This window comes from Lysobacter sp. ESA13C, assembly GCF_019970005.1.
Classification (GTDB): domain Bacteria; phylum Pseudomonadota; class Gammaproteobacteria; order Xanthomonadales; family Xanthomonadaceae; genus Lysobacter; species Lysobacter antibioticus_B.
Genome location: NZ_JAHXYK010000005.1, coordinates 213,960 through 239,246, shown reverse-complemented (window position 1 = coordinate 239,246; position 25,287 = coordinate 213,960). Strand labels below are relative to the sequence as shown.

Annotated in this window: 19 protein-coding genes and 5 tRNA genes; all 24 read right to left on the bottom strand. The window is 64.8% G+C overall.

Translation table 11 applies throughout. From position 1 onward, the window contains the following. Positions 1-374 precede the first annotated feature (374 nt). Positions 375-1,565, bottom strand: a complete 1,191-nt coding sequence (gene tuf, locus LC490_RS12305) for an elongation factor Tu (protein WP_031373753.1) — start codon at positions 1,563-1,565, stop codon at positions 375-377. 73 nt (positions 1,566-1,638) lie between these two features. Next, positions 1,639-3,756 (bottom strand): elongation factor G, encoded by a 2,118-nt coding sequence (gene fusA, locus LC490_RS12300; RefSeq protein ID WP_031373764.1) that lies wholly within the window; start codon positions 3,754-3,756, stop codon positions 1,639-1,641. A gap of 144 nt (positions 3,757-3,900) precedes the next feature. Further along, positions 3,901-4,368, bottom strand: a complete 468-nt coding sequence (rpsG, locus tag LC490_RS12295) for a 30S ribosomal protein S7 (protein ID WP_031373763.1) — start codon at positions 4,366-4,368, stop codon at positions 3,901-3,903. 86 nt (positions 4,369-4,454) lie between these two features. Next, positions 4,455-4,829 (bottom strand): 30S ribosomal protein S12, encoded by a 375-nt coding sequence (rpsL, locus tag LC490_RS12290; protein ID WP_031373762.1) that lies wholly within the window; start codon positions 4,827-4,829, stop codon positions 4,455-4,457. A gap of 307 nt (positions 4,830-5,136) precedes the next feature. Next, complete coding sequence (gene rpoC, locus LC490_RS12285; RefSeq protein WP_031373761.1) at positions 5,137-9,378, bottom strand: DNA-directed RNA polymerase subunit beta'; 4,242 nt, start codon at positions 9,376-9,378, stop codon at positions 5,137-5,139. A 111-nt stretch (positions 9,379-9,489) separates the two neighbouring features. After that, entirely contained in the window at positions 9,490-13,653 is a 4,164-nt protein-coding gene (gene rpoB, locus LC490_RS12280) for a DNA-directed RNA polymerase subunit beta (RefSeq protein ID WP_031373760.1), read from the bottom strand. Between the two features lie 274 nt (positions 13,654-13,927). Continuing rightward, a complete protein-coding gene (rplL, locus tag LC490_RS12275) occupies positions 13,928-14,299 on the bottom strand; it encodes a 50S ribosomal protein L7/L12 (protein WP_057918903.1) in 372 nt (123 codons plus the stop codon). Positions 14,300-14,370: 71 nt separating this feature from the next. Then, positions 14,371-14,904 carry a 50S ribosomal protein L10 gene (rplJ, locus tag LC490_RS12270; protein ID WP_031373758.1) on the bottom strand — a complete coding sequence of 178 codons (534 nt, stop codon included), beginning with the start codon at positions 14,902-14,904 and terminating at the stop codon, positions 14,371-14,373. Positions 14,905-15,393: 489 nt separating this feature from the next. Continuing rightward, the gene (gene rplA / locus LC490_RS12265; protein WP_031373757.1) at positions 15,394-16,092 is read right to left on the bottom strand and encodes a 50S ribosomal protein L1; all 699 of its coding nucleotides are present in this window, start codon (positions 16,090-16,092) and stop codon (positions 15,394-15,396) included. Positions 16,093-16,094: 2 nt separating this feature from the next. Then, positions 16,095-16,523 carry a 50S ribosomal protein L11 gene (gene rplK / locus LC490_RS12260; protein ID WP_031373756.1) on the bottom strand — a complete coding sequence of 143 codons (429 nt, stop codon included), beginning with the start codon at positions 16,521-16,523 and terminating at the stop codon, positions 16,095-16,097. Between the two features lie 248 nt (positions 16,524-16,771). Next, positions 16,772-17,347: a transcription termination/antitermination protein NusG gene (gene nusG, locus LC490_RS12255; protein WP_031373755.1), complete on the bottom strand. Its 576-nt coding sequence runs from the start codon at positions 17,345-17,347 to the stop codon at positions 16,772-16,774. Between the two features lie 13 nt (positions 17,348-17,360). Further along, positions 17,361-17,738 (bottom strand): preprotein translocase subunit SecE, encoded by a 378-nt coding sequence (gene secE / locus LC490_RS12250; RefSeq protein ID WP_057918904.1) that lies wholly within the window; start codon positions 17,736-17,738, stop codon positions 17,361-17,363. Between the two features lie 96 nt (positions 17,739-17,834). After that, positions 17,835-17,910, bottom strand: a tRNA-Trp gene (locus LC490_RS12245). Positions 17,911-18,061: 151 nt separating this feature from the next. Beyond that, positions 18,062-19,252, bottom strand: coding sequence for an elongation factor Tu (gene tuf / locus LC490_RS12240; protein WP_031373753.1), 1,191 nt, complete (start codon positions 19,250-19,252; stop codon positions 18,062-18,064). A 72-nt stretch (positions 19,253-19,324) separates the two neighbouring features. Then, positions 19,325-19,400: transfer RNA gene (locus tag LC490_RS12235), tRNA-Thr, on the bottom strand. 94 nt (positions 19,401-19,494) lie between these two features. Next, positions 19,495-19,569 (bottom strand) — tRNA-Gly (locus LC490_RS12230). Between the two features lie 160 nt (positions 19,570-19,729). Beyond that, positions 19,730-19,815: transfer RNA gene (locus LC490_RS12225), tRNA-Tyr, on the bottom strand. A 127-nt stretch (positions 19,816-19,942) separates the two neighbouring features. Further along, on the bottom strand, positions 19,943-21,034 hold the full coding sequence (gene ychF / locus LC490_RS12220) for a redox-regulated ATPase YchF (protein ID WP_031373752.1): 1,092 nt from the start codon (positions 21,032-21,034) through the stop codon (positions 19,943-19,945). 82 nt (positions 21,035-21,116) lie between these two features. Beyond that, entirely contained in the window at positions 21,117-21,698 is a 582-nt protein-coding gene (gene pth / locus LC490_RS12215; RefSeq protein ID WP_031373751.1) for an aminoacyl-tRNA hydrolase, read from the bottom strand. Between the two features lie 59 nt (positions 21,699-21,757). Then, on the bottom strand, positions 21,758-22,417 hold the full coding sequence (locus LC490_RS12210; RefSeq protein ID WP_031373750.1) for a 50S ribosomal protein L25/general stress protein Ctc: 660 nt from the start codon (positions 22,415-22,417) through the stop codon (positions 21,758-21,760). A 176-nt stretch (positions 22,418-22,593) separates the two neighbouring features. Beyond that, a complete protein-coding gene (locus LC490_RS12205; RefSeq protein WP_031373749.1) occupies positions 22,594-23,553 on the bottom strand; it encodes a ribose-phosphate diphosphokinase in 960 nt (319 codons plus the stop codon). Positions 23,554-23,637: 84 nt separating this feature from the next. After that, positions 23,638-23,714 (bottom strand) — tRNA-Gln (locus tag LC490_RS12200). Beyond that, positions 23,677-24,606 (bottom strand): 4-(cytidine 5'-diphospho)-2-C-methyl-D-erythritol kinase, encoded by a 930-nt coding sequence (gene ispE / locus LC490_RS12195; RefSeq protein WP_223620337.1) that lies wholly within the window; start codon positions 24,604-24,606, stop codon positions 23,677-23,679. The genes LC490_RS12200 and ispE overlap by 38 nt, the downstream gene beginning before the upstream one ends. A gap of 66 nt (positions 24,607-24,672) precedes the next feature. Beyond that, on the bottom strand, positions 24,673-25,287 hold the full coding sequence (lolB, locus tag LC490_RS12190; RefSeq protein WP_255610847.1) for a lipoprotein insertase outer membrane protein LolB: 615 nt from the start codon (positions 25,285-25,287) through the stop codon (positions 24,673-24,675).

Below are 25,287 nucleotides of genomic sequence, written 5' to 3'. Positions count from 1 at the left end.
CCGCCCAGAAAGGAATGGAACGCACGAAAGGCCCCGTTTACTGTTCCTTGGAAGCCCGAGGGCCCGGAACGTACGGAGCGCAGCCGTGCGACATGTCCTTGTCTGGCGAATACGAGGCGCATCCTGCACCTCATTTCGCTGGTCGTGCCGCCCTGGCGTGAACAAGGGTGGCACGGTGGTCGCGCATTCTACATGCATCCGGGAGAAGAGCGCAAGCGCCCTGCCCTGATGGCGGATTGCGCGGGCTGGGACCCTGTTCAGGGAACCGGCCCTCGACCGAAAGCGCAACTCGACTGCCGGCTCTGCACCCCGCCTTCGCGGGGGCACGAACCGACAGAGCCGGGCGCGCTTTGCGGCGCGCCCGGCTTGGTTCGTTACTTGATGATCTTGGCCACGACGCCGGCGCCGACGGTACGGCCGCCTTCGCGGATCGCGAAGCGCAGGCCTTCGTCCATCGCCACCGGGTTGATCAGCGTGACGACCATCTTCACGTTGTCGCCCGGCATCACCATCTCGACGCCCTCCGGCAGCTCGCAAGCGCCGGTGATGTCGGTGGTGCGGAAGTAGAACTGCGGACGGTAGCCCTTGAAGAACGGGGTGTGACGGCCGCCTTCGTCCTTCGACAGCACATAGACTTCGGCTTCGAAGTCGGTGTGCGGCTTGATCGAACCCGGCTTGCACAGCACCTGGCCGCGCTCGACGTCGTCGCGCTTGGTGCCGCGCAGCAGCAGACCGGCGTTGTCGCCCGCCTGACCCTGGTCGAGCAGCTTGCGGAACATTTCCACGCCCGTGACCGTCGTCTTCTGGGTCGGACGGATACCGACGATTTCGATTTCGTCACCGACCTTCACGATGCCGCGCTCGATACGCCCGGTCACCACGGTGCCGCGGCCCGAGATCGAGAACACGTCTTCCACCGGCATCAGGAACGGCTTGTCGACGTCGCGCTCCGGCTGCGGGATGAAGCTGTCCAGCGCTTCGACCAGACGCAGGATCGACGGCACGCCGATTTCGCTCTGGTCGCCTTCCAGCGCCAGACGGGCCGAGCCGTGGATGATCGGGGTGTCGTCGCCCGGGAACTCGTACTTGCTCAGCAGCTCGCGCACTTCCATCTCGACCAGCTCGAGCAGCTCGGCGTCGTCCACCATGTCGGCCTTGTTCAGGAACACGACGATGTACGGCACGCCGACCTGGCGCGACAGCAGGATGTGTTCGCGGGTCTGCGGCATCGGGCCGTCAGCGGCCGAGCACACCAGGATCGCGCCGTCCATCTGCGCTGCACCCGTGATCATGTTCTTCACGTAGTCGGCGTGGCCCGGGCAGTCGACGTGCGCGTAGTGACGCGTCGCCGATTCGTACTCCACGTGCGCCGTCGAGATCGTGATGCCGCGCGCCTTTTCTTCCGGCGCCGCGTCGATCGCGTCGTATGCCTTGAACTCGCCACCGAAACGCTCGGCGCCCACCTTCGTCAGCGCCGCCGTCAGCGTCGTCTTGCCGTGGTCAACGTGGCCGATCGTGCCGACGTTCACGTGCGGCTTGGTGCGCTCGAATTTACCCTTAGCCATGGTTGTCTCTCTTTAAGGAATTACTTGTTGATTGCTTGAACGTGAGCCGGCCGGCAGGCCGGCTCACTTACGATCAGGACTTCTTGATCACTGCGTCGGCGATGTTGTTCGGCGCTTCGGCGTAGTGGTCGAATTCCATCGTGAAGGTCGCGCGGCCCTGGGTCAGCGAACGAATGGTCGTCGCGTAACCGAACATTTCGCCCAGCGGCACCATCGCGTTGATGGTCTTGCCCGACGGCGTGTCGTCCTGGCCCTGCAGCAGGCCGCGACGACGGCTCAGGTCGCCCATCACGTCGCCGACGTACTCTTCCGGCGTCACGACTTCGACCTTCATCATCGGCTCCAGCAGGACCGGATCCGCCTTGCGGAAGCCTTCCTTGAACGCCATCGACGAAGCGAGCTTGAACGCCATTTCCGACGAGTCGACGTCGTGGTACGAACCGAACACGAGCTTGACCTTGACGCCGACGACCGGGAAGCCGGCCAGCGGACCGCTGGTGATGGTCTCGCGCAGGCCCTTCTCGACAGCCGGGATGAATTCCTTCGGAATCACGCCGCCGGTGATGTCGTTGATGAACAGGAAATCGTTCTCGACGTCTTCGTGCGCGCGATCTTTCTCGTTCATCGGCGACAGCTCGATCACGACGTGACCGTACTGACCCTTACCGCCGGACTGCTTGGCGTGCTTGTAGTCCGACTTGACGTCCGACTTGCGGATGGTCTCGCGGTAAGCGACCTGCGGCTTGCCGACGTTGGCTTCGACGTTGAACTCGCGCTTCATGCGGTCGACGAGGATGTCCAGGTGCAGCTCGCCCATGCCGGCGATGATGGTCTGGCCCGATTCTTCGTCGGTACGCACGCGGAACGAAGGATCTTCCTGCGCCAGGCGGCCCAGGGCGATACCCATCTTTTCCTGGTCCGACTTGGTCTTCGGTTCGACCGCCATCGAGATGACGGGCTCCGGGAAGATCATGCGCTCGAGGGTGATGATGTGATCCTGCGCGCACAGCGTGTCGCCGGTGGTCACGTCCTTCAGGCCGACCGCTGCGGCGATGTCGCCGGCACGGACTTCCTTGATTTCGTCGCGCTGGTTGGCGTGCATCTGCAGGATGCGGCCGACGCGTTCCTTCTTCGACTTGACCGGGTTGTACACCTGGTCGCCCGAATTCAGCACGCCCGAGTAGACGCGGAAGAAGGTCAGCGAACCCACGAACGGGTCGGTCATGATCTTGAACGCCAGCGCCGAGAACGGTTCGGTGTCGGACGCCTTGCGGGTGTCTTCCTTCTCGTCCTCGTCGATGCCGGCGACCGGCGGACGGTCGGACGGCGACGGCAGCAGGTTGATCACGCCGTCGAGCATGGCCTGCACGCCCTTGTTCTTGAACGCCGAGCCGCAGAACACCGGCACGATCTCGACGCGCAGGGTGCGCGCGCGCAGACCGGCGACGATCTCTTCTTCGCTCAGCTCGCCCTCGTTGAGGTACTTGTCCATGAGCTCTTCCGAGGCTTCCGCCGCGGCTTCGACCATGAACGCGCGAGCCGCTTCGGCGGTGGCCTGCAGATCGGCCGGCACGTCGCGGTACTCGAACTTGGTGCCCTGCGAAGCGACATCCCAGTGGATGGCCTTCATCTTGAGCAGGTCGACCACGCCCTCGAAGCCTTCTTCGGCGCCGATCGGCACCTGCATCGGCACGGCGTAGGCGCCCAGACGGGCCTTCAGCTGCTCGACGACCTTGTCGAAGTTGGCACCGGTGCGGTCCATCTTGTTGACGAAGGCCATGCGCGGCACGGAGTACTTGTTGGCCTGGCGCCAAACGGTCTCGGACTGCGGCTGCACGCCGCCGACCGCGCACAGCACGAACACCGCACCGTCGAGGACGCGCAGCGAGCGCTCCACTTCGATGGTGAAGTCGACGTGTCCGGGGGTATCGATGATGTTGAAACGGTGCTCGGGCAGGGACTTGTCCATGCCCTTCCAGAACGCGGTCGTCGCTGCCGACGTGATGGTGATGCCGCGTTCCTGCTCCTGCTCCATCCAGTCCATCGTCGCGGCACCTTCGTGCACTTCGCCGATCTTGTGGCTGACGCCGGTGTAGAAAAGGATGCGCTCGGACGTCGTGGTTTTACCCGCGTCGATGTGCGCCATGATGCCGAAGTTGCGGTAACGCTCGATGGGAGTGGTGCGAGCCACGGGACCCTCTCGTAATAAGTTTTCGAATTCCAAATGGCCGGACGCCGCCTCGTGGGCGGCCTCCGGTTCGCTAGGCGGCCTTTACGCCGCCGCGGCAACATCTCATGCGGATGTTGCGAAGGCCCTGTTGCCAGGGCGCTCGGATCACCAGCGGTAGTGCGCGAACGCGCGGTTCGCTTCCGCCATACGGTGGGTCTCTTCGCGCTTCTTGATCGCGGCGCCGCGGTTTTCCGAGGCGTCGAGCAGTTCGGCGGCGAGCTTGCGCGGCATGCTGCTCTCGCCGCGCTTGCGCGCCGACTCGATCAGCCAACGCATAGCCAGCGCCATGCGGCGCGACGAACGCACTTCGACCGGCACCTGGTAGGTGGCGCCGCCGACGCGACGCGACTTCACTTCGACCGACGGAGAGACGTTGGTCAACGCCTTCTCGACCAGCTCGAGAGCATTCGGGCTCTTTTCGCCGATGACGTCCATCGCGCCGTAAACGATCTTCTCGGCGACGGACTTCTTGCCGCTCTGCATGACCATATTGATGAAGCGCGCGATCGTCTCGCTGCCGTGCTTGGGATCGGGCAGAACCGAACGCTGCGGGGTGGAACCTTTACGCGACATGGTGCGTACCTATTCTCGTGATTCTTGGTAGACGTATTTCCGGGACCCGGCGCTTACGCGAAGCGCCAGTCGACGAAACGACGCGCTTAGGACTTCGGACGCTTGGCGCCGTACTTGGAACGGCTCTGGCGACGCTTGGCGACACCGGCGGCGTCGAGCGAGCCGCGCACGGTGTGGTAGCGCACGCCCGGCAGATCCTTGACGCGACCGCCGCGGATCAGGACCACCGAGTGCTCCTGCAGGTTGTGGCCTTCGCCGCCGATGTACGAAATGATTTCGTAGCCGTTGGTCAGGCGCACCTTGGCGACCTTGCGCAGAGCCGAGTTCGGCTTCTTCGGGGTCGTGGTGTAAACGCGGGTGCAAACGCCGCGACGCTGCGGGCAATTCGCCAGCGCCGGCGAGGCGCTCTTGTAGGTGGTCGCCTGCCGCGGCTTGCGGACGAGCTGATTGATGGTTGCCATCTAGAACTCTATTGATGAGGGGCCGGGCGGCCGCTTCGTGAGAAACGAACGGCAAGCCGAATACACCCGACCCACCGAGACGAAAAAGTATAGCTCGCGTTTGACGTGGCCGTCAACGCGAGCGACGCGGACGAACGAAATCGGCGCCGGATAGCGCCAATTCCATTCCAACTCCGATTGATCCCGCCCTGCCCTGGGCCGAACACGAGGCGCTCCCTGCGCCTCATTTCGTGATCTGGGACGGCCCGAAGGCCGTCCGAATTACGTAGTTTAGCTGTATTGCCGTGCGATTACGAGCCGCAGCGCCTCAGGAGGCGCTCGACTCCTCGCCTGCCGCTTCGGCCACCGGGGCCGCCGGGGCCGGAGCCTCGACCGCCGGGGCCGAGACCGGGCCCGACAGGGCTTCCATTTCCGAGTCGGTCAGACCCGAGGCGTTCTTGCGGCGCTGGGTGTGGTACGCCAGGCCGGTACCGGCCGGGATCAGACGACCGACGATCACGTTTTCCTTGAGACCGCGCAGGCCGTCGCGGGTGCCGCGCACGGCAGCCTCGGTCAGCACGCGGGTGGTCTCCTGGAACGAGGCGGCCGAGATGAACGACTCGGTCGCCAGCGAGGCCTTGGTGATGCCGAGCAGGACCGGGTCGTACTTCGACGGGATCTCGTTGCGGGCCAGCAGGCGGGCGTTCTCTTCGACGAAGCGCTGACGCTCGATCTGCTCGCCGTGCAGGAACTTGCTGTCGCCCTGGTCGGTGATCTCGACCTTGCGCAGCATCTGGCGAACGATCACCTCGATGTGCTTGTCGTTGATCTTCACGCCCTGCAGGCGGTAGACGTCCTGGATTTCCTTGGTCAGGTACACGGCCAGCGGTTCGACGCCCAACAGACGCAGGATGTCCTGCGGGCTCGGCTCGCCGTCCACCACGGTCTCGCCCTTCTCCACGTGCTCGCCTTCGAACACGATGATCTGGCGGTACTTCGGGATCAGCTCTTCGTGCTCTTCACCGTCGGCCTGCTTGATGATCAAGCGCTGCTTGCCCTTGGTGTCCTTGCCGAAGCTGACGATGCCCGAGACTTCGGCGAGGATCGCCGGGTCCTTGGGCTTGCGCGCTTCGAACAAGTCGGCCACGCGCGGCAGACCACCGGTGATGTCGCGGGTCTTCGACGCTTCCTGCGGGATCTTGGCGACCACGTCGCCCACGCCGACCGGCGCGCCGTCCTGCAGGTTGACGATCGAGCGCGGCGGCAGCAGGTACTGCGCCGGCAAGTCGGTGTTCGGGATCTGCAGATCCTTGCCGTTCTTGTCGACGATGCGCACGATCGGGCGCAGGTCCTTGCCCATCGAGCCGCGACGCTTCGGATCGGTGATCTCGCGCGAAGCCAGGCCGGTCAGTTCGTCGGTCTTCTCGATCACGGTCACGCCGTCGACGAAGTCGATGAAGCGGATAAAACCGGCGACTTCCGAAACGATCGGGTGGTTATGCGGATCCCAGTTGGCGACGGTCTGGCCGGCCTTGATCTCGGCGCCGTCCTTGACCGCAACGGTCGCGCCGTACGGCAGCTTGTAGCGCTCGCGCTCGCGGCCGTGCGGGTCGAGGACCGACAGTTCGCCCGAACGCGACACCGCGACCAGGTGGCCGTTGGCGTGCGCGACGTGCTTGAGGTTGTTGAACTTGATCGAACCGGTGGTCTTGACCGTGACGTTGTCGATGGCGGCGGCACGCGAAGCCGCACCACCGATGTGGAACGTACGCATGGTCAGCTGCGTGCCGGGTTCGCCGATCGACTGAGCGGCGACGACGCCGACCGCTTCGCCGTGGTTGACCAGGTGACCGCGGCCCAGGTCGCGGCCGTAGCAGTGGGCGCACACGCCGAAGCTGCTTTCGCAGGTGATGGTCGAACGCACCTTGATCGACTGGACGCTGGCGTCCTCGAGCTTCTGCACCCAGGCTTCGTCGAGCAGGGTGTTGCGGGTGACGATCGGATCCTCGTCGTTGCCCGGCAGGAACACGTCCTCGGCCACGACGCGGCCCAGCACGCGGTCGCGCAGCGGTTCGACGACGTCGCCGCCTTCGACGATCGGGGTCATGGTCAGACCGCCGAGCGTGCCGCAATCGGTTTCGGTGATGACCACGTCCTGCGCCACGTCGACCAGACGACGGGTCAGGTAACCCGAGTTCGCCGTCTTCAACGCGGTATCGGCCAGACCCTTACGGGCACCGTGGGTCGAGATGAAGTACTGGAGAACGTTCAGGCCTTCGCGGAAGTTCGCGGTGATCGGCGTCTCGATGATCGAGCCGTCGGGACGCGCCATCAGGCCGCGCATACCGGCCAGCTGACGGATCTGGGCCTGCGAGCCGCGGGCGCCGGAGTCGGCCATGATGTAGATCGAGTTCATCGACTTCTGCGGAACGCGCTTGCCTTCTGCGTTTTCCACGGTGTCGGTGCCGATCGCGTCCATCATCGCCTTGGCCACGCGCTCGTTCGTGCGCGACCAGATGTCGACGACCTTGTTGTAGCGCTCGCCGGCGGTGACCAGACCGGACTGGTACTGCTGCTGGATTTCCAGCACTTCGGTCTCGGCCTCGGCCAGGATGCCCTTCTTCTCGCCCGGGATGATCATGTCGTCGATGCCGATCGAGACGCCGGCGCGGGTCGCGTAAGCGAAGCCGGTGTACATCAGCTTGTCGGCGAACACGACCGTGTCCTTCAGGCCGAGCATGCGGTAGCACGAGTTGATCAGGCGGCTGATGTTCTTCTTGGTCAGCTCGGTGTTGGCCAGCGCGTACGGCAGGCCGTCCGGCAGGATCTCGCGCAGCAGGGCGCGGCCGACGGTGGTGTCGACGATCGAGGTCTTGGGCTCGCGGGTGCCGTCCTCGTTGATCACGATCTCGCTGATGCGGACCTTGACCTTGGCGTGGATCTGCACGACGCGGTTGTCGTAAGCGCGCTTGACTTCGGCCACGTTGGCGAACGCCATGCCCTCGCCCGCCTTGTTCTCCAGGGCGCGGGTCATGTAGTACAGGCCGAGCACGACGTCCTGCGACGGCACGATGATCGGCTCGCCGTTGGCCGGCGACAGGATGTTGTTGGACGCCATCATCAACGCGCGCGCTTCCAGCTGGGCTTCCAGCGAGAGCGGCACGTGGACGGCCATCTGGTCGCCGTCGAAGTCGGCGTTGAACGCGGTGCAGACCAGCGGGTGCAGCTGGATCGCCTTGCCTTCGATCAACACCGGCTCGAACGCCTGGATGCCGAGACGGTGCAGGGTCGGAGCGCGGTTCAACAGCACCGGATGCTCGCGGATCACCTCTTCGAGGATGTCCCACACCTCGGCCTCTTCACGCTCGACCAGCTTCTTGGCGGCCTTGATCGTGGTGGCCAGGCCGCGACGCTGCAGCTTGGCGAAGATGAAGGGCTTGAACAGCTCCAGCGCCATCTTCTTCGGCAGGCCGCACTCGTGCAGACGCAGGGTCGGGCCGACCACGATGACCGAACGGCCCGAGTAGTCGACGCGCTTGCCCAGCAGGTTCTGACGGAAACGGCCCTGCTTGCCCTTGATCATGTCGGCGAGCGACTTGAGCGGGCGCTTGTTGGTGCCGGTGATCGCGCGGCCGCGACGGCCGTTGTCCATCAGGGCGTCGACCGACTCCTGCAGCATGCGCTTCTCGTTGCGCACGATGATGTCGGGCGCATTGAGTTCGAGCAGGCGGCGCAGGCGGTTGTTGCGGTTGATGACGCGACGGTACAGATCGTTCAGGTCGGAGGTCGCGAAGCGGCCGCCGTCCAGCGGCACCAGCGGACGCAGGTCCGGCGGCAGCACCGGCAGCACGGTCATGACCATCCACTCCGGACGGTTGCCGGATTCGAGGAAGGCTTCGACCAGCTTGATGCGCTTGGTGAGGCGCTTGAGCTTGGTTTCGCTGTTGGTCGAGGCGATCTCTTCGCGCAGCTGCAGCATTTCGGCCTGCAGGTCGATCGTGCGCAGCAGGTCGTACACGGCCTCGGCGCCCATCGCGGCTTCGAAGTCGTCGCCGTGCTCCTGACGCGCGGTCAGGTACTGCTCTTCGGTCAGCAGGTTGCCGCGTTCCATCGGGGTCAGGCCCGGCTCGGTCACGACGTAGGCTTCGAAGTACAGGATGCGCTCGATGTCGCGCAGGGTCATGTCGAGCATCAAGCCGATGCGCGAGGGCAGCGACTTCAGGAACCAGATGTGCGCGACCGGCGAAGCGAGGTCGATGTGGCCCATGCGCTCGCGGCGCACCTTGGCCAGGGTCACTTCGGTGCCGCACTTCTCGCAGACCACGCCGCGGTGCTTCATGCGCTTGTACTTACCGCACAGGCACTCGTAGTCCTTGATCGGTCCGAAGATGGCGGCGCAGAACAGGCCGTCGCGTTCGGGCTTGAAGGTACGGTAGTTGATGGTTTCCGGCTTCTTCACTTCGCCGAACGACCACGAACGGATCAGGTCGGGCGACGCCAGCGCGATCTTGATCGCGTCGAAGTCCAGCGCGGGACGCTGCTGGTTGAAGAGATTGAGCAAGTCTTTCATGGGTTTCTCCGGGAATCGGGAATCGAGAATTGGGAGTCGTCAGATCGGGCTTCGGGACGGGGACGGAACGCTTTCGCGATTCCCTCCCGCATTCCCGACTCCCGGCGGTCCTCAGTTCTCTTCCAGCTCCATGTTGATCGCGAGCGAGCGGATTTCCTTCACGAGCACGTTGAAGGACTCCGGCATGCCGGCGACCATCTCGTACTCGCCGTCGACGATGTTCTTGTACATCTGGTTGCGGCCCTGCACGTCGTCGGACTTCACCGTGAGCATTTCCTGCAGGGTGTAGGCCGCGCCGTAGGCTTCCAGCGCCCAGACTTCCATTTCGCCGAAACGCTGGCCGCCGAACTGCGCCTTGCCGCCCAGCGGCTGCTGGGTGACGAGCGAGTACGGACCGGTCGAACGCGCGTGCATCTTGTCGTCGACAAGGTGGTTCAGCTTCAGCATGTGCATGTAGCCGATCGTGACCGGACGCTCGAACGCCTCGCCGGTGCGGCCGTCGTGCAGGATCGTCTGACCGCTGCTCGGCAGCTCGGCCAGCTCGAGCATGCGCTTGATCTCGAACTCTGCCGCGCCGTCGAACACCGGCGTCGCCATCGGCACGCCGTCGACCAGGTTGTGCGCCAGGGTCAGCAGCTCTTCGTCGGTGAACTGCTTCAGATCGACGCGCTGACCGTGCAGCTTCTGGTCGTGGTTGTAGATGTCGTCGAGGAACTTGCGCAGTTCGGCGATCTTCTGCTGCGCTTCCAGCATGCGCTGGATCTTCTGGCCCAGGCCCTTGGCGGCCCAGCCCAGATGCACTTCGAGGATCTGGCCGATGTTCATACGCGACGGCACGCCCAACGGGTTCAGCACGATGTCGACGGTCTGGCCGTCGGCTGCGTACGGCATGTCCTCGACCGGCACGATGGTCGACACGACACCCTTGTTGCCGTGACGGCCGGCCATCTTGTCGCCCGGCTGGATGCGGCGCTTAACCGCCAGGAACACCTTGACCATCTTGAGCACGCCCGGCGCGAGGTCGTCGCCCTGGGTGATCTTGCCGCGCTTGTCGGCGAAGCGGCGGTCGAATTCCTTCTGGTGGACGTCGATCTGCTTCTGGGCGCGTTCGATCGCTTCGATCGCTTCCTCGTCCTTCATGCGCAGGGTGAACCAATCGGACTTCTTCAGGCCGTCGAGCACCAGGCTGGTCACCGTGTCGCCCTTCTTCAGGCCGGCGCCGCCGTTGGCGGTCTTGCCGATCAGCTGCGAACGCAGACGGTCGTAGATCGCCGCTTCGAGGATGCGGAACTGGTCGTCGAAGTCCTTCTTGACGCGACGGATTTCCGACTCTTCGATCTGGCGGGCGCGCTTGTCCTTCTCGATGCCGTCGCGGGTGAAGACCTGCACGTCGATGACGGTGCCGTCCATGCCCGGGGGCACGCGCAGCGAGCTGTCCTTAACGTCCGAAGCCTTCTCGCCGAAGATCGCGCGCAGCAGCTTCTCTTCCGGGGTCAGCTGGCTCTCGCCCTTCGGCGTGACCTTGCCGACCAGGATGTCGCCGGCGCGAACTTCGGCGCCGATGTAGACCACGCCCGACTCGTCGAGGCGGTTCAGCGCCTGCTCGGAGACGTTCGGGATGTCGGCGGAGATTTCCTCCGGTCCCAGCTTGGTGTCGCGCGCGACGCAGGTCAGCTCTTCGATGTGGATCGTGGTGTAGCGATCCTCTTCGACCACGCGCTCGGAGAGCAGGATCGAGTCTTCGAAGTTGTAGCCGTTCCACGGCATGAACGCGACCAGCATGTTCTGGCCGAGCGCGAGCTCGCCGATGTCGGTCGAGGGGCCGTCGGCCAGCACGTCGCCGCGGGCGATGACGTCGCCGACCTTGACCAGCGGGCTCTGATTGATACAGGTGTTCTGGTTCGAACGCGTGTACTTGATCAGGTTGTAGATGTCGACGCCGGCATCGGTGACGCCGGAGATTTCCGACTCGTTGACCTTGACCACGATACGGGCCGCATCGATCTGCTCGATCGTGCCGCCGCGCAGCGCATTCACGGTCACGCCCGAGTCGCGCGCCACGGCGCGCTCGATGCCGGTACCGACAAGCGGCTTCTGCGCCTTCAGGGTCGGGACGGCCTGACGCTGCATGTTCGCGCCCATCAACGCGCGGTTGGCGTCATCGTGCTCGAGGAACGGAACCAGCGCGGCCGCGACCGACACGGTCTGCATCGGCGAGACGTCCATGAAGTGGATCTCGGACGGCGGCTTGAGCAGGGTTTCGCCCTGGTAACGGCAGGCGACGAACTGCGAGCTGATCATGCCCTTGTCGTCCTGCGGCGCGTTGGCCTGGGCGATGACGTACTCGTTCTCTTCGATCGCCGAGAGGAACTCGACGTCGTCGGTGACCTTGCCGTCCACGACCTTGCGGTACGGCGTCTCGAGGAAGCCGTACTTGTTGGTGCGGGCGAACACGGCCAGCGAGTTGATCAGGCCGATGTTCGGGCCTTCAGGCGTTTCGATGGTGCAGACGCGGCCGTAATGGGTCGGGTGCACGTCGCGCACTTCGAAGCCGGCGCGCTCGCGGGTCAGGCCGCCCGGGCCGAGGGCCGACACGCGACGCTTGTGCGTGACTTCCGACAGCGGGTTGTTCTGGTCCATGAACTGCGACAGCTGCGAGGAGCCGAAGAACTCCTTGATCGCGGCGGCCACCGGCTTGGCGTTGATCAGTTCCTGCGGCGTAAGGCCTTCGGACTCGGCCATCGACAGGCGTTCCTTGACCGCGCGCTCGACGCGGACCAGGCCGACGCGGAAGGTGTTCTCGGCCATTTCGCCGACCGAACGCACGCGGCGGTTGCCCAGGTGATCGATGTCGTCGACCACGCCGCGGCCGTTGCGGATCTCGGTCAGGACGCGGATGACGTCGAGGATGTCCGAGGTCTTGCCCAGCTCGTTGCGCAGGCGCACGGACTCGTCGTCCTTGCGCTCGGCGAAGTACTTGGCGTCGTACAGCACCGAGGCGCCGAGGGTTTCCTTGCGGCCGATGCGGCGGTTGAACTTCATCCGGCCCACGCCCGACAGGTCGTAGCGCTCGAAGGTGAAGAACAGGTTGTGGAACAGGTTCTGCGCGGCGTCCTTGGTCGGCGGCTCGCCCGGACGCATCATCCGGTAGATTTCGACCAGGGCTTCCAGCTGCGTCTTCGACGGATCGATGCGCAGGGTGTTGGAGATGTACGGACCGCGGTCGAGGTCGTTGACCCAGATCGTGCCGACCGACTCGATGCCGGCCTTGCGGAACGCGGCGAGCTGGTCGTCGCTGATTTCGTCGTTGGCCGAGGCCAGCAGTTCGCCGGAACGGGTGTCGACGACGTCGTGCGACAGGATGCGGCCGACCAGGTAGCTGTCGGGCACGGCCAGCGCGGCGATGCCGGACTGCTCGAGCTGCTTGACGTGGCGCGCGGTGATGCGCTTGCCGGCTTCGACGATGACCTTGTCGCCGTCGGCCAGATCGAAGTCCAGGGTTTCGCCGCGCAGGCGCTCGGAGACCAGCTCCCACTGCACGCCCTCGGACATGATGTGGAAGGTGTTGATCTCGAAGAACTCGGCGAGCATTTCTTCGTTGTTGTAGCCGAGCGCGCGCAGCAGCACGGTGACCGGCAGCTTGCGGCGACGGTCGATACGGGTGAACAGCGCGTCCTTCGGGTCGAACTCGAAGTCGAGCCAGGAACCGCGGTAGGGAATGATGCGGGCGCTGTACAGCAGCTTGCCCGAGCTGTGGGTCTTGCCGCGGTCGTGGTCGAAGAACACGCCGGGCGAACGGTGCAGCTGCGAGACGATGACGCGCTCGGTGCCGTTGACGATGAAGGTGCCGTTGTCGGTCATGAGCGGGATTTCGCCCATGTAGACCTCTTGCTCCTTCACGTACTTGATGGCCTTGGTCGACGATTCGCGGTCGTAGATCACCAGGCGCACGGTCACGCGCAGCGGGGCGCCGTAGGACAGGCCGCGGTTGCGGCACTCGCGCTCATCGAACACCGGGTCGCCGAGCTTGTAGCCGACGTATTCGAGAGCAGCGTTGCCGCTGTAGCTGGAGATCGGGAACACCGACTTCAGGGCGGCGTGCAGGCCGCGATCGGCGCGCTTGGCCGGGTCGGTGTGCTCCTGCAGGAATTCGCGATAGGAATCGACCTGGATCGCGAGCAGGAACGGCACTTCGAGGATGGACTTGCGCTTGCCGAAGTCCTTGCGGATGCGCTTCTTTTCGGTGAACGAATAGTTCGTGGAAGCTGTGGTCATGGTGAGCTACCGCCTCGATTAACTTTAATGGGCCGGGAAAGCCGCCGTGGCGTCCTTCCGGGCAGACCGCGCGTCCGCGGTCCGGGGGAACAAGGGAAAATTGCCAGTGGGAAGTCGCTGGTATTGCCGGCACCAGCACGCCTTCTCCCGCTACTTCCGACTGGTAACTCGGATGACGCCGGGAACATCGGTTCCCGTGGAACGGCCAAAGGCCGGGGACTTTCGTCCCCAGCCTTCAGTGGTCGCCAAAGTGACTCGGCGACGCAAGTACGACTTACTTGACTTCGACAGCTGCACCAGCGGCTTCGAGGTCCTTCTTGAACTTCTCGGCGTCGGCCTTCGAGACGGCTTCCTTGACGGTCTGCGGAGCGCCTTCGACCAGGTCCTTCGCTTCCTTCAGGCCCAGGCCGGTGATGGCGCGGACGGCCTTAATGACTTCGACCTTCTTCTCGCCGGCAGCCTTCAGGATGACGTTGAACTCGGTCTGCTCTTCGACCGGAGCAGCGGCTTCGGCGGCAACGCCGGCGACGACCGGAGCAGCGGCGGAAACGCCGAACTTCTCTTCGATCGCGCGGACGAGTTCCATGACTTCCATCAGGCTCTTTTCGGCGATGGCTTCGACGATTTGTTCGTTGGAAAGGGACATTTGAATAACCTCAGGAAATATTGATCTTACGAATCGGATTCAGTGAAGCGGTCGCGAATGCGGGGCGGCGATTACGCCGGTTCCGCTTCGGCCGGAGCTTCGACAGCGACTTCGCCACCGCCCTGCTGGTCGGCCACGGCCTTGACGGCGCGGGCGAACATGCTGGCGGGTTCGGACAGGACGCGGGCCAGCATGGCCAGGGCCTGGTCGAGGGTCGGCAGCGAGGCAAGCACGTCGACGTGGCTGGCCGGGTACACCTGGCCTCCCAACGCGACGACCTTGGCCTGCAGCTTGTCGTTACCCTTGGCGAATTCCTTGATCAGACGACCGGCAGCGCCGGGTTCTTCCGTCGAGAACGCATACAGCAACGGACCGACGAGCTTGTCTTGGACGCACTCGTATTCGGTACCGGCGACGGCACGCGAAGCCAGGGTGTTCTTGACGACACGCAAGTACACACCGGTTTCACGAGCCTTCTTGCGCATCGCGGTCATTTGACCGACCGTGATGCCTGCGTACTCGGCAGCAATCAAGGAGTGAGCCTTGGCGGCGACTTCTGCCAGTTCGGCGACTACTTCTTGCTTCTGAGACAGATTAAGAGCCATTGCACTCCTCCAAGGCCGGGATTCGGGATTCGTGAGGGGGAACCGGCGAAGCGGCTTGCGCCTGGCTTCGACCGATCCCCGATCCCGTACTACCCATCCCGGCACTATTAACTCCGCTTACGGCTCCTGCCGCTTGCGGTCCTGGGCGGCGACCGTCCTTGGCGCCGGGGACGCCGAAGGCATCCCGGGTGGTGGCCTTTCCTGAAAATAGTTTCAGGGGCGGCACCATCTACGCCGGCCCGGCTCCGAAGAGTCCGAATTAAGCGATCCCGCTGTACCGACGGCGACTCCTTGCCGTGTCGAGCTTCCCTGCCCGTCGTCGGTATGCGCTGACCGCGCCTGCGGTCTTTGACGGCGATCGCTTCGGGTTGCCCCTGAGCGATAGCCCTCAAAAAGTTAGGAGCGAGGTGAGAGAAGCGAGAAACGAGTGAGAGCGAATGCGGCTTTTCGCTCACTCCTCACTTCTCTTGGCTCACTCCATTGATTCGATTACTTGAGCGACAGCGAGGTCAGATCGACGGTCACGCCCGGACCCATGGTCGAGCTGATCGAGATCTTCTGCAGGTACTGACCCTTGGCGGTCGCCGGCTTGGCCTTGATCAGGTCGAGCAGCAGCGCCTGCAGGTTGTCCTTCAGCGAGGCGTCTTCGAACGAAGCCTTGCCCAGGGTGCAGTGGATGATGCCGGCCTTGTCGGTGCGGTAACGCACCTGGCCGCCCTTGGCGTTCTTGACCGCTTCGGCCGGGTTCGGCGAGACGGTACCGACCTTCGGGTTCGGCATCAGGCCGCGCGGGCCGAGCACCTGGCCCAGCTTACCGACGACGCGCATGGCGTCCGGGGTGGCGATGACGACGTCGTAGTTCAGATCGCCGGCCTGCATCTTCTCGGCCAGGTCATCCATACCGACGGCTTCGGCGCCGGCGGCCAGGGCCTCGTCGGCCTTCGCGCCGGCCGGGGCGAACACCGCCACGCGCACGGTCTTGCCGGTGCCGGCCGGGAGCACGGTCGAGCCACGGACCTGCTGGTCGGACTTCTTCGCGTCCACGCCCAGGCGCACGGCGACGTCGACGGACTCGACGAACTTGGCCTTGGTCGCGGTCTTGACGATCTTGACCGCTTCTTCGAACGAGTAGGCCTTGCCCGGGACCACGGCTGCCTTGATTGCTTTTTCGCGCTTCGTGATTGCCATGATCAGCCCTCCACCACCAGACCCATGCTGCGGGCCGAACCCGCAATCGTCTTCACTGCCGCTTCCAGGTCGGCCGCGGTCAGATCCGCTTCCTTCGCCTTGGCGATGTCTTCGAGCTGCTTACGGGTGACCTTGCCCACCTTCTCGGTGTTCGGGCGCTTGGAGCCCGACGAGATGCCGGCGGCCTTCTTGAGCAGGACCGAAGCCGGGGTGCTCTTGGTGACGAAGGTGAAGGTACGGTCCGAGTAGGCCGTGATGATGACCGGAGTCGGCAGACCCGGCTCGAGCTTGGAGGTCGCGGCGTTGAACGCCTTGCAGAACTCCATGATGTTCAGGCCGCGCTGACCCAGCGCAGGACCGACCGGCGGCGAGGGGTTGGCCTGACCGGCCTTCACCTGCAGCTTGATGTAACCGACTACTTTCTTTGCCATTGCTCTGCTCTCCGGGTGCTAGCGCCTGGACCTCAGGCTCCCCATCGGGCCGGAAATCGCGCGTTCCGGCATCGCGTTTTGCTTGCGCAGACAGCCGCCCCGGACCTTTTCAGAGGGGGCAGCTGAATGAATGGGCCACCGCACCTAGGCAGTGAGCCGCGCACTATATCAGGTTTTTTGGAATACAACACCACGAGGCCCGGCAAGCCGGGCCTCGTTCGATGGGGTCAGCCAGGCCGGGGCCGGGCTCAGGTGGCCTTTTCGACCTGCCCGAATTCCAGCTCGACCGGGGTCGAGCGGCCGAAGATCAGCACTGCAACGCGCAGGCGGCTCTTCTCGTAGTTGATTTCCTCGACCACGCCGTTGAAATCGACGAACGGGCCATCGACCACACGGACCATTTCGCCCGGCTCGAACAGCACCTTCGGACGCGGCTTTTCGACGCCTTCCTGAACGCGCTGCAGGATCCGGTCCGCTTCGCGGTCCTGGATCGGCAAGGGGCGATCGGCGGTGCCGCCGATGAAACCCATGACCTTCGGGGTTTCCTTGATCAGATGCCAGCTTTCGCTGTCGATGCGCGGAATACCGGCTTCGTCGTGCGTGGCGATCTGGACCAGGACATAGCCCGGGAAGAATTTACGTTCGGACCGGCGCTTCTGGCCGGAACGCATCTCGACGACTTCTTCGGTCGGCACCAGGACGTCGCCGAAGCGGTCCTGCATTTCGAAACGGACGATGCGGTCGCGCAGCGCTTGCGCCACGGACTTTTCGAAGCCGGAATACGCATGTACCACGTACCAGCGCTTGTTATCTTGCGAATTCACGTCGGTCGTCTCCTCAACGCGACAGCAGGAACTTGACCGCAGCCTGGATCACATAATCGAAGCCGGACAGGATGAGGCTGAGAATCGCGACCGCGATCATGACCACCCAGGTGGTCTTGAGCGCTTCTTCGCGGGTCGGCCAGACCACCTTGCGCAACTCGAAACGCGATTCCGAGAGGAATTCGCGGGTCTGTGCACCCTTGGTGGAAAACATGAACACCACCGCGCCGGCGAGCAGGCCGGCGACGACCACGCCGCTACGCAGCGGGCCGCTCCAGTTCTCGAACCAGAGGTAGGCGAACACACCGCCCAGCGCAAGCAGCAGCGCCAGCGCGTACTTGGCGATATCACCGGCGCCGCCGGATTTATGTTGTTCGGCCTTGCTGTTCATTCTCGGGGCGATTCCCTCGCGAAAGCCCGCCCATCCCTGCGCGGCCCTTTCAATGCATTCCAGTCGCCGGATCGTCCGAGCCGGCTCGGTATCGAGTGGCACGCCAGGAGGGACTCGAACCCCCAACCTGCGGTTTTGGAGACCGCTGCTCTGCCAATTGAGCTACTGGCGTACGTCTTTGAAGTCTTCTGCCCGACTCAGCGCCCGAATCGGGCCCGGGATCGAGCGGATATTCCAAGGTGTACTAAACAACGAAGGCGGACCGGGTTGCCGGCCCGCCGTTCGCGGCTTGCGGCGGCCTTGCGACCGCCGCGATGGTGCGATTACTTGATGATCTTGGCCACGACGCCGGCGCCGACGGTACGGCCGCCTTCGCGGATCGCGAAGCGCAGGCCTTCGTCCATCGCCACCGGGTTGATCAGCGTGACGACCATCTTCACGTTGTCGCCCGGCATCACCATCTCGACGCCCTCCGGCAGCTCGCAAGCGCCGGTGATGTCGGTGGTGCGGAAGTAGAACTGCGGACGGTAGCCCTTGAAGAACGGGGTGTGACGGCCGCCTTCGTCCTTCGACAGCACATAGACTTCGGCTTCGAAGTCGGTGTGCGGCTTGATCGAACCCGGCTTGCACAGCACCTGGCCGCGCTCGACGTCGTCGCGCTTGGTGCCGCGCAGCAGCAGACCGGCGTTGTCGCCCGCCTGACCCTGGTCGAGCAGCTTGCGGAACATTTCCACGCCCGTGACCGTTGTCTTCTGGGTCGGACGGATACCGACGATTTCGATTTCGTCACCGACCTTCACGATGCCGCGCTCGATACGGCCGGTCACCACGGTGCCGCGGCCCGAGATCGAGAACACGTCTTCCACCGGCATCAGGAACGGCTTGTCGACGTCGCGCTCCGGCTGCGGGATGAAGCTGTCCAGCGCTTCGACCAGACGCAGGATCGACGGCACGCCGATTTCGCTCTGGTCGCCTTCCAGCGCCAGACGGGCCGAACCGTGGATGATCGGGGTGTCGTCGCCCGGGAACTCGTACTTGCTCAGCAGCTCGCGCACTTCCATCTCGACCAGCTCGAGCAGCTCGGCGTCGTCCACCATGTCGGCCTTGTTCAGGAACACGACGATGTACGGCACGCCGACCTGGCGCGACAGCAGGATGTGTTCGCGGGTCTGCGGCATCGGGCCGTCAGCGGCCGAGCACACCAGGATCGCGCCGTCCATCTGCGCTGCACCCGTGATCATGTTCTTCACGTAGTCGGCGTGGCCCGGGCAGTCGACGTGCGCGTAGTGACGCGTCGCCGATTCGTATTCCACGTGCGCCGTCGAGATCGTGATGCCGCGCGCCTTTTCTTCCGGCGCCGCGTCGATCGCGTCGTATGCCTTGAACTCGCCACCGAAACGCTCGGCGCCCACCTTCGTCAGCGCCGCCGTCAGCGTCGTCTTGCCGTGGTCAACGTGGCCGATCGTGCCGACGTTCACGTGCGGCTTGGTGCGCTCGAATTTACCCTTAGCCATGGCTGTCGCTTCTCGTTTGTGGGTCTGTATGTCGCGGCGGCTGTTGGTAAAGCAGCCTTGTCTTGCTTTGGATGGTGCTCACGAAAGGAATCGAACCTTCGACCTCCTCCTTACCAAGGAGGTGCTCTACCGACTGAGCTACGTGAGCGTGAAACCTGGGTGTTGCGACCCGCCTGCGCGGGCTTTACTGCAATGGGACCGACGCGGGCGAATTCAACCTTACCGCCGACGAAGCCGTTCAATGGAGCGGGAGACGGGATTCGAACCCGCATTATCAGCTTGGAAGGCTGAGGCTCTAACCATTGAACTACTCCCGCGCCGCGTACAGCCATTACAGCGTTGGAACTTTAATCTGAAACCCGCACCGCCGACACCCTTGAAAGCGAGATCGTCGTTGCTTGATTCCACTAGTGCCTGCCGCGCCAGAATCCGTCGAACTCAAAAAAACCGACGAACCGTTGCCTGTCGCGATGAAACTGGTGGAGGGAGGTGGATTCGAACCACCGAAGGCGTAAGCCAGCAGATTTACAGTCTGCCCCCGTTGGCCGCTTGGGTATCCCTCCAAAAGAGCCCGTAATTCTGGCGCGCGTTCTTCAGGAAGTCAACGCGTTTTCGTACAACTTTTTTCGGAATCTACTCGCGACGGCCGAACCGGCTGCCAGGCGACCCCGAAACGGCCGCATAGTGTACTCAGACATTGAACCGGAAGTGCAGTACATCGCCCTCTTGGACGCGATATTCCTTGCCTTCCAGGCGCAGACGCCCGGCATCGCGGGCCCCGGCCTCGCCCTTGTACTTGATGAAATCGTCGTAGGAGATGGTTTCGGCGCGGATGAAGCCCTTCTCGAAGTCGGTGTGGATCACCGCGGCGGCCTGCGGCGCGGTCGAGCCGGCCTTGACCGTCCAGGCGCGCACTTCCTTGACCCCGGCGGTGAAATAGGTCTGCAAGCCCAGCAGCTCGTAACCGGCGCGGATGACCCGGTTGAGGCCCGGCTCGGCCAGGCCGAGGTCGGCCAGGAAGGTGTCGCGGTCGGCGTCGTCGAGCTGACTCAGCTCTTCCTCGATCGCGGCCGAAACCGGCACGACCTGGGCGCCCTCGAGCTTGGCGCGCTCGCGCACCGCGTCCAGGTGCGGGTTGTTCTCGAAACCGTCCTCGAGCACGTTGGCGACGTACATCACCGGCTTGAGGGTGAGCAGGAACAGATCGCGCAGCGCGGCCTTGTCATCCTCGGACAGGCTCAGCGCGCGCGCCGGCTTGCCGGCGTCCAGGCCCTCGCGCACGCGGCCGAGGACCTCCTTGCGCACGATCGCTTCCTTGTCGCCGGTCTTGGCCGAGCGCTCGGCGCGCTGGTAGGCCTTCTCGACGCTTTCCAGGTCGGCCAGGGCCAGCTCGGTATCGATGGTCTCGATATCGGCGATCGGATCGACCTTGTTGTTGACGTGGATGACGTCCGGATTCTCGAAGCAGCGCACCACGTGGGTGATGGCGTCGACTTCGCGGATGTGGGCGAGGAACTTGTTGCCCAGGCCCTGCCCGCTAGCGGCGCCGGCGACCAGGCCGGCGATGTCGACGAATTCGACCGCGGTCGGCAGCAGCTTCTGCGGCTTGACGATCTCGGCCAACGCATTCAGGCGCGGATCCGGCACCGGCACGGCGCCGACGTTCGGCTCGATCGTGCAGAACGGGAAGTTCGCCGCGGCGATCCCAGCCTTGGTCAGGGCGTTGAAAAGGGTCGACTTGCCCACGTTGGGCAGGCCGACGATGCCGCATTTGATACCCATGGCTTCGTAATCCGGGAATAGAGAATCGAGAATCGGGAATGGGAAAGCGGGCTCTGACGATTCCCGATTCCCCATTCCCCATTCACGACTTGGGCGTATGCAGGCGGGTCATGGCGTCCATCAGGTTGCCCTGCACCGCCAGCGGCATGACCTCGATGGCGTCGTCGATCGCGCGCAGGATCGTCGCCTCGTCGGCCTTGCCGGGACGTCCGAGCACCCAGGGAGTGACCTTGTCCTTGTGGCCGGGATGGCCGATGCCGATGCGCAGGCGGTGGAACTTGCCGTGACCGAGCAGTTGGATGGTGTCGCGCAAGCCGTTCTGGCCGCCGTGGCCGCCGTCGAACTTGAGCCGGGCCGTGCCGGGCGCGAGATCGAGCTCGTCGTGCGCCAGCAGCGCTTCCTCGGGCTCGATCTTCCAATAACGCAGGGCCGCGGTGACCGACTTGCCCGACAGGTTCATGAACGTGGCCGGCTTGAGCAGCCAGACCGGGCGCCCGGCGATCTCGATCTTCGAGGTTTCGCCGAACAATTTGGACTCCAGGCCGAACCGGCCGCCGAACTTTTCGTTCAGGGCGTCCACAAACCAGAACCCGGCATTGTGCCGGGTCCGGGTGTGTTCCGACCCCGGGTTGCCGAGGCCGACGATCAGGCGCAGATCTGCCATCGCGTAAGACTATCCGTGTACGCAAACCGGCGCGCCGATCACGGCGCGCCGGTCCACGATCACTTCTTGTCTTCGTCCTTCTTGGCGACCTTGGCGGCCGGCACTTCGGCGACCGGCGCCTCGGCGGCTTCCTCGGCCTCTTCCTTGCCGTGCTTGGCGATCACGACGGCGACGTCGTGTTCCTTGCCCAGCTTCAGCTCGGGGATCTCGACGCCCTTCGGCAGCTTGAGCTCCGAGAGGTGGACGATGTCGCCGACGGCGAGCTTGGACAGGTCGATCTCGAGGAACTCCGGCAGGTCCTTCGGCAGGCAGCTGATTTCGACTTCGTTGAGCTCGTGGGTCACGACGACGTCCGCGGCCTTGCCGGCCGGCGACTTGTCTTCGTTGAGGAAGTGCAGCGGCACCGCGACGCGGATGGCCTGGTTCTCGTCCACGCGCTGGAAGTCCAGGTGCATGATGATCTGCTTGTACGGGTGGCGCTGCATATCGCGCAGCAGCACGCTCTCGCTCTTGCCGTCGACATCGAGGGTCAGGATCGAGGAGTAGAACCACTCGTGCTGGCTGGCCAGCCACACTTTCTCGTGATCGAGCTGGATCGGCTGCGGCGTAGCCTTGCCGCCGTAGATGATGGCCGGGATGCTGGCGGCACGACGCAGGCGGCGGCTCGCACCCTTCCCCTCGACGTTGCGGCCAGTGGCCTTGATGATGTGTTCGGACATTGTCGTTTACTCACTTTTACAGCGTTAGGATCGCCTCGCGGCGATTTGGAGACTCATCCGCGACCAGATGAGTCTTTGGAGCTGGGAATCGGAAATGGGGAATCGAGAATCGGTAGAAGCGCATGCCGCGGCGCTGCTTTTTACGATTCCCTATTCCCCATTCCCGACTCCCTGATTCAATCCACGTACAACGAGCTGACCGACTCGCCGAAGGCGATGCGGCGGATCGTCTCGGCCAGCAGCTCGGCGACGCTGAGCTGGCGGATGCGGCCGGTGGCGCGGGCCGCGGCGGTCAGCGGAATGGTGTCGGTCACCACCAGCTCGTCCAACTGCGACTTCATTACGTTGTCGATCGCCGCGCCCGACAGCACCGGGTGGGTGCAGTAGGCGACGACTTTCTGCGCGCCCTGCGCCTTCAGCGCGGCCGCGGCGGCGCACAGGGTGCCGGCGGTGTCGACGATGTCGTCGACCAGCACACAGGTCTTGCCCGACACGTCGCCGATGATGTTCATCACCGTGGCGACGTTGGCGCGCGGACGGCGCTTGTCGATGATCGCCAGGTCGGCGTCGTCGAGGCGCTTGGCGATCGCGCGGGCGCGGACCACGCCGCCGACGTCGGGCGACACCACGATCAGGTTGTCGGTGCCGTGCGCGCGCCAGATGTCGGCGAGCAGCAACGGCGAGGCGTAGACGTTGTCGACCGGAATGTCGAAGAAGCCCTGGATCTGGTCGGCATGCAGATCGACCGTGAGCACCCGGTCGGCACCGACGGCGCCGAACATCTTGGCCGCGACCTTGGCAGTGATCGGCACGCGCGAGGAGCGCGGGCGGCGATCCTGGCGGGCGTAGCCGAAGTACGGCACCACCGCGGTCACGTTGGCCACCGATGCGCGCTTGAGCGCGTCGATCAGGACCAGCAGTTCCATGAAGTTCTCGGCGGTCGGCGCGTTCGTCGACTGAATGACGAACACCTCCTGACGACGCACGTTTTCTTCGATCTCGACCTGCACTTCGCCGTCGGAGAACCGCCCGACGAGCGCCTTGCCGAGCCGGATGCCGAGCTCCTTGCACACCGCTTCGGCAAGCGGACGGTTGGCATTACCGCTGAATACCAGCAGGTTGCGATCGTTTTGCACTGTCTTCTCCGCTTCGCTCTGACCGTGGCGGCTGGTGATGATTGGGGAGTGGGGAATCCACGATTCCCAACTCCCGGCATTCGATGGCAGGGGCGGTAGGATTCGAACCTACGAATGCCAGGATCAAAACCTGGTGCCTTGGGCCTCTTGGCGACGCCCCTGCGGAAGATTTGCCTCGAGTGCGGCACACAGCGCGGAACGCCCTGCACCGCCCGCCGTCCAGGCCCGTAGGCCGGAAGGCAGTTCCGCCAGCGCTGCCTCGGCGGATTCGCGCTGCGCGAACTCGACGAAACACCCGCTGCCAGAGCCGGTCAGGCGTGGCGAACCGATCTGCGACAACGCGGCGAAGGCGGCCTCTACGGCAGCTTCGCGCTTGCGCAACACCGGCTCGAACGCATTCCCGAGCGGCTTACCCGAAACGAAGTCCGACATTGTCGCGGGCGCGGCATCCCGCGTCAATTCAGACGATTGAAACAAGGCCGCGGTCGGCGCGTGAACGCCCGGGTCGACCAGGACATACCAGGCCGGCGCCAGTTCGACCGGCCGCAGCACCTCGCCGACGCCTTCGGCCCAGGCATTCTCACCACGCACGAAGACTGGCACGTCGGCGCCCAGGCGCAGCCCGAGCTCAGCCAGGCGGTCCACACCGAGGTTCGTGCCCCACAAAGCGTCCAGGGCGACCAGGACGGTTGCCGCATCGGACGAGCCGCCGCCGAACCCACCGCCGGCCGGAATGCGTTTTTCGATGACGATGTCGGCACCTTGACTGCTGTTCGACTCTTTCTGCAGCAGCAAGGCGGCCCGCACGGTGAGGTCGTCGTGCTCGGCCACGCAGGCCACCGAGGCGCCGTGACGCATCACCCGACCGTCCGCGCGCGGGCGCAGGCGGAGCGTGTCGCCCCAGTCGAGCAGGCGGAACACGGTCTGCAACAGGTGGTAGCCGTCGGCGCGGCGACCGGTGATGCGCAGGAACAAGTTCAGCTTGGCCGGGGCGGGCCAGATCGACCAATTCGACTCGATCGGAGCGGTCGGCTCGGAGAGGGGGGCGGACATGATCGGATCGCAGCTCGGGCGGGCGTTATCGGGCGGGCGTTAAGGGTCGGGAAAGAACGCTCAGGATCAGCGGCCGGCGCCATCGGACGCCGGCGCGGCCTCCGCGCCCTGCCACTGGTCGACGATCAGGCGCACGCGGGCGTCGCCGCGGCGGGCGTCCAACCGCGATGGCAGGTCGCCGGTGAGCGGCCATTCGTAGGCGATGGTCCAGCCGGCCTGCTCGATCGAAAGCGGGCGGCCGTCGGGCCCCGCGGCGATCCGCGGTGCGGCGCCGCCGGCGGCCGGTAAGGCGCGCAGCCAATCGGCCAGGGCCTCGACGGGAATATCCCAACCGGTGGCCTCGTGTAGCACCGCCGCGGCGTCGGCGCCTTCGCGCGGACCGCCTTCGAGGCCGTCCAGACGCGCTTGGCCGGGGCCGCCGGCAAGGCGCCAGCTCTGCCGGGTGACCGGCGCGCTGAGGGCGACTTCGTAGCGCTCGCCGCGCTGGTTCCATTCGATGCGGCCGCTGCCGCCCTTGCCGGCGTTGGACACGGCGATGCGGCCGGTCAGCGACCACTCGTCGTCGGCGCGGACCCGGGCGATGCGCCCGGCTTCGCGCTCGGCCGCGACCGCCGTCGGCAATACTTCCGGCGGCGGGCGCCTGACGCCCTGCCCGGCGCAGGCGCTCAGCAACAAAACCAA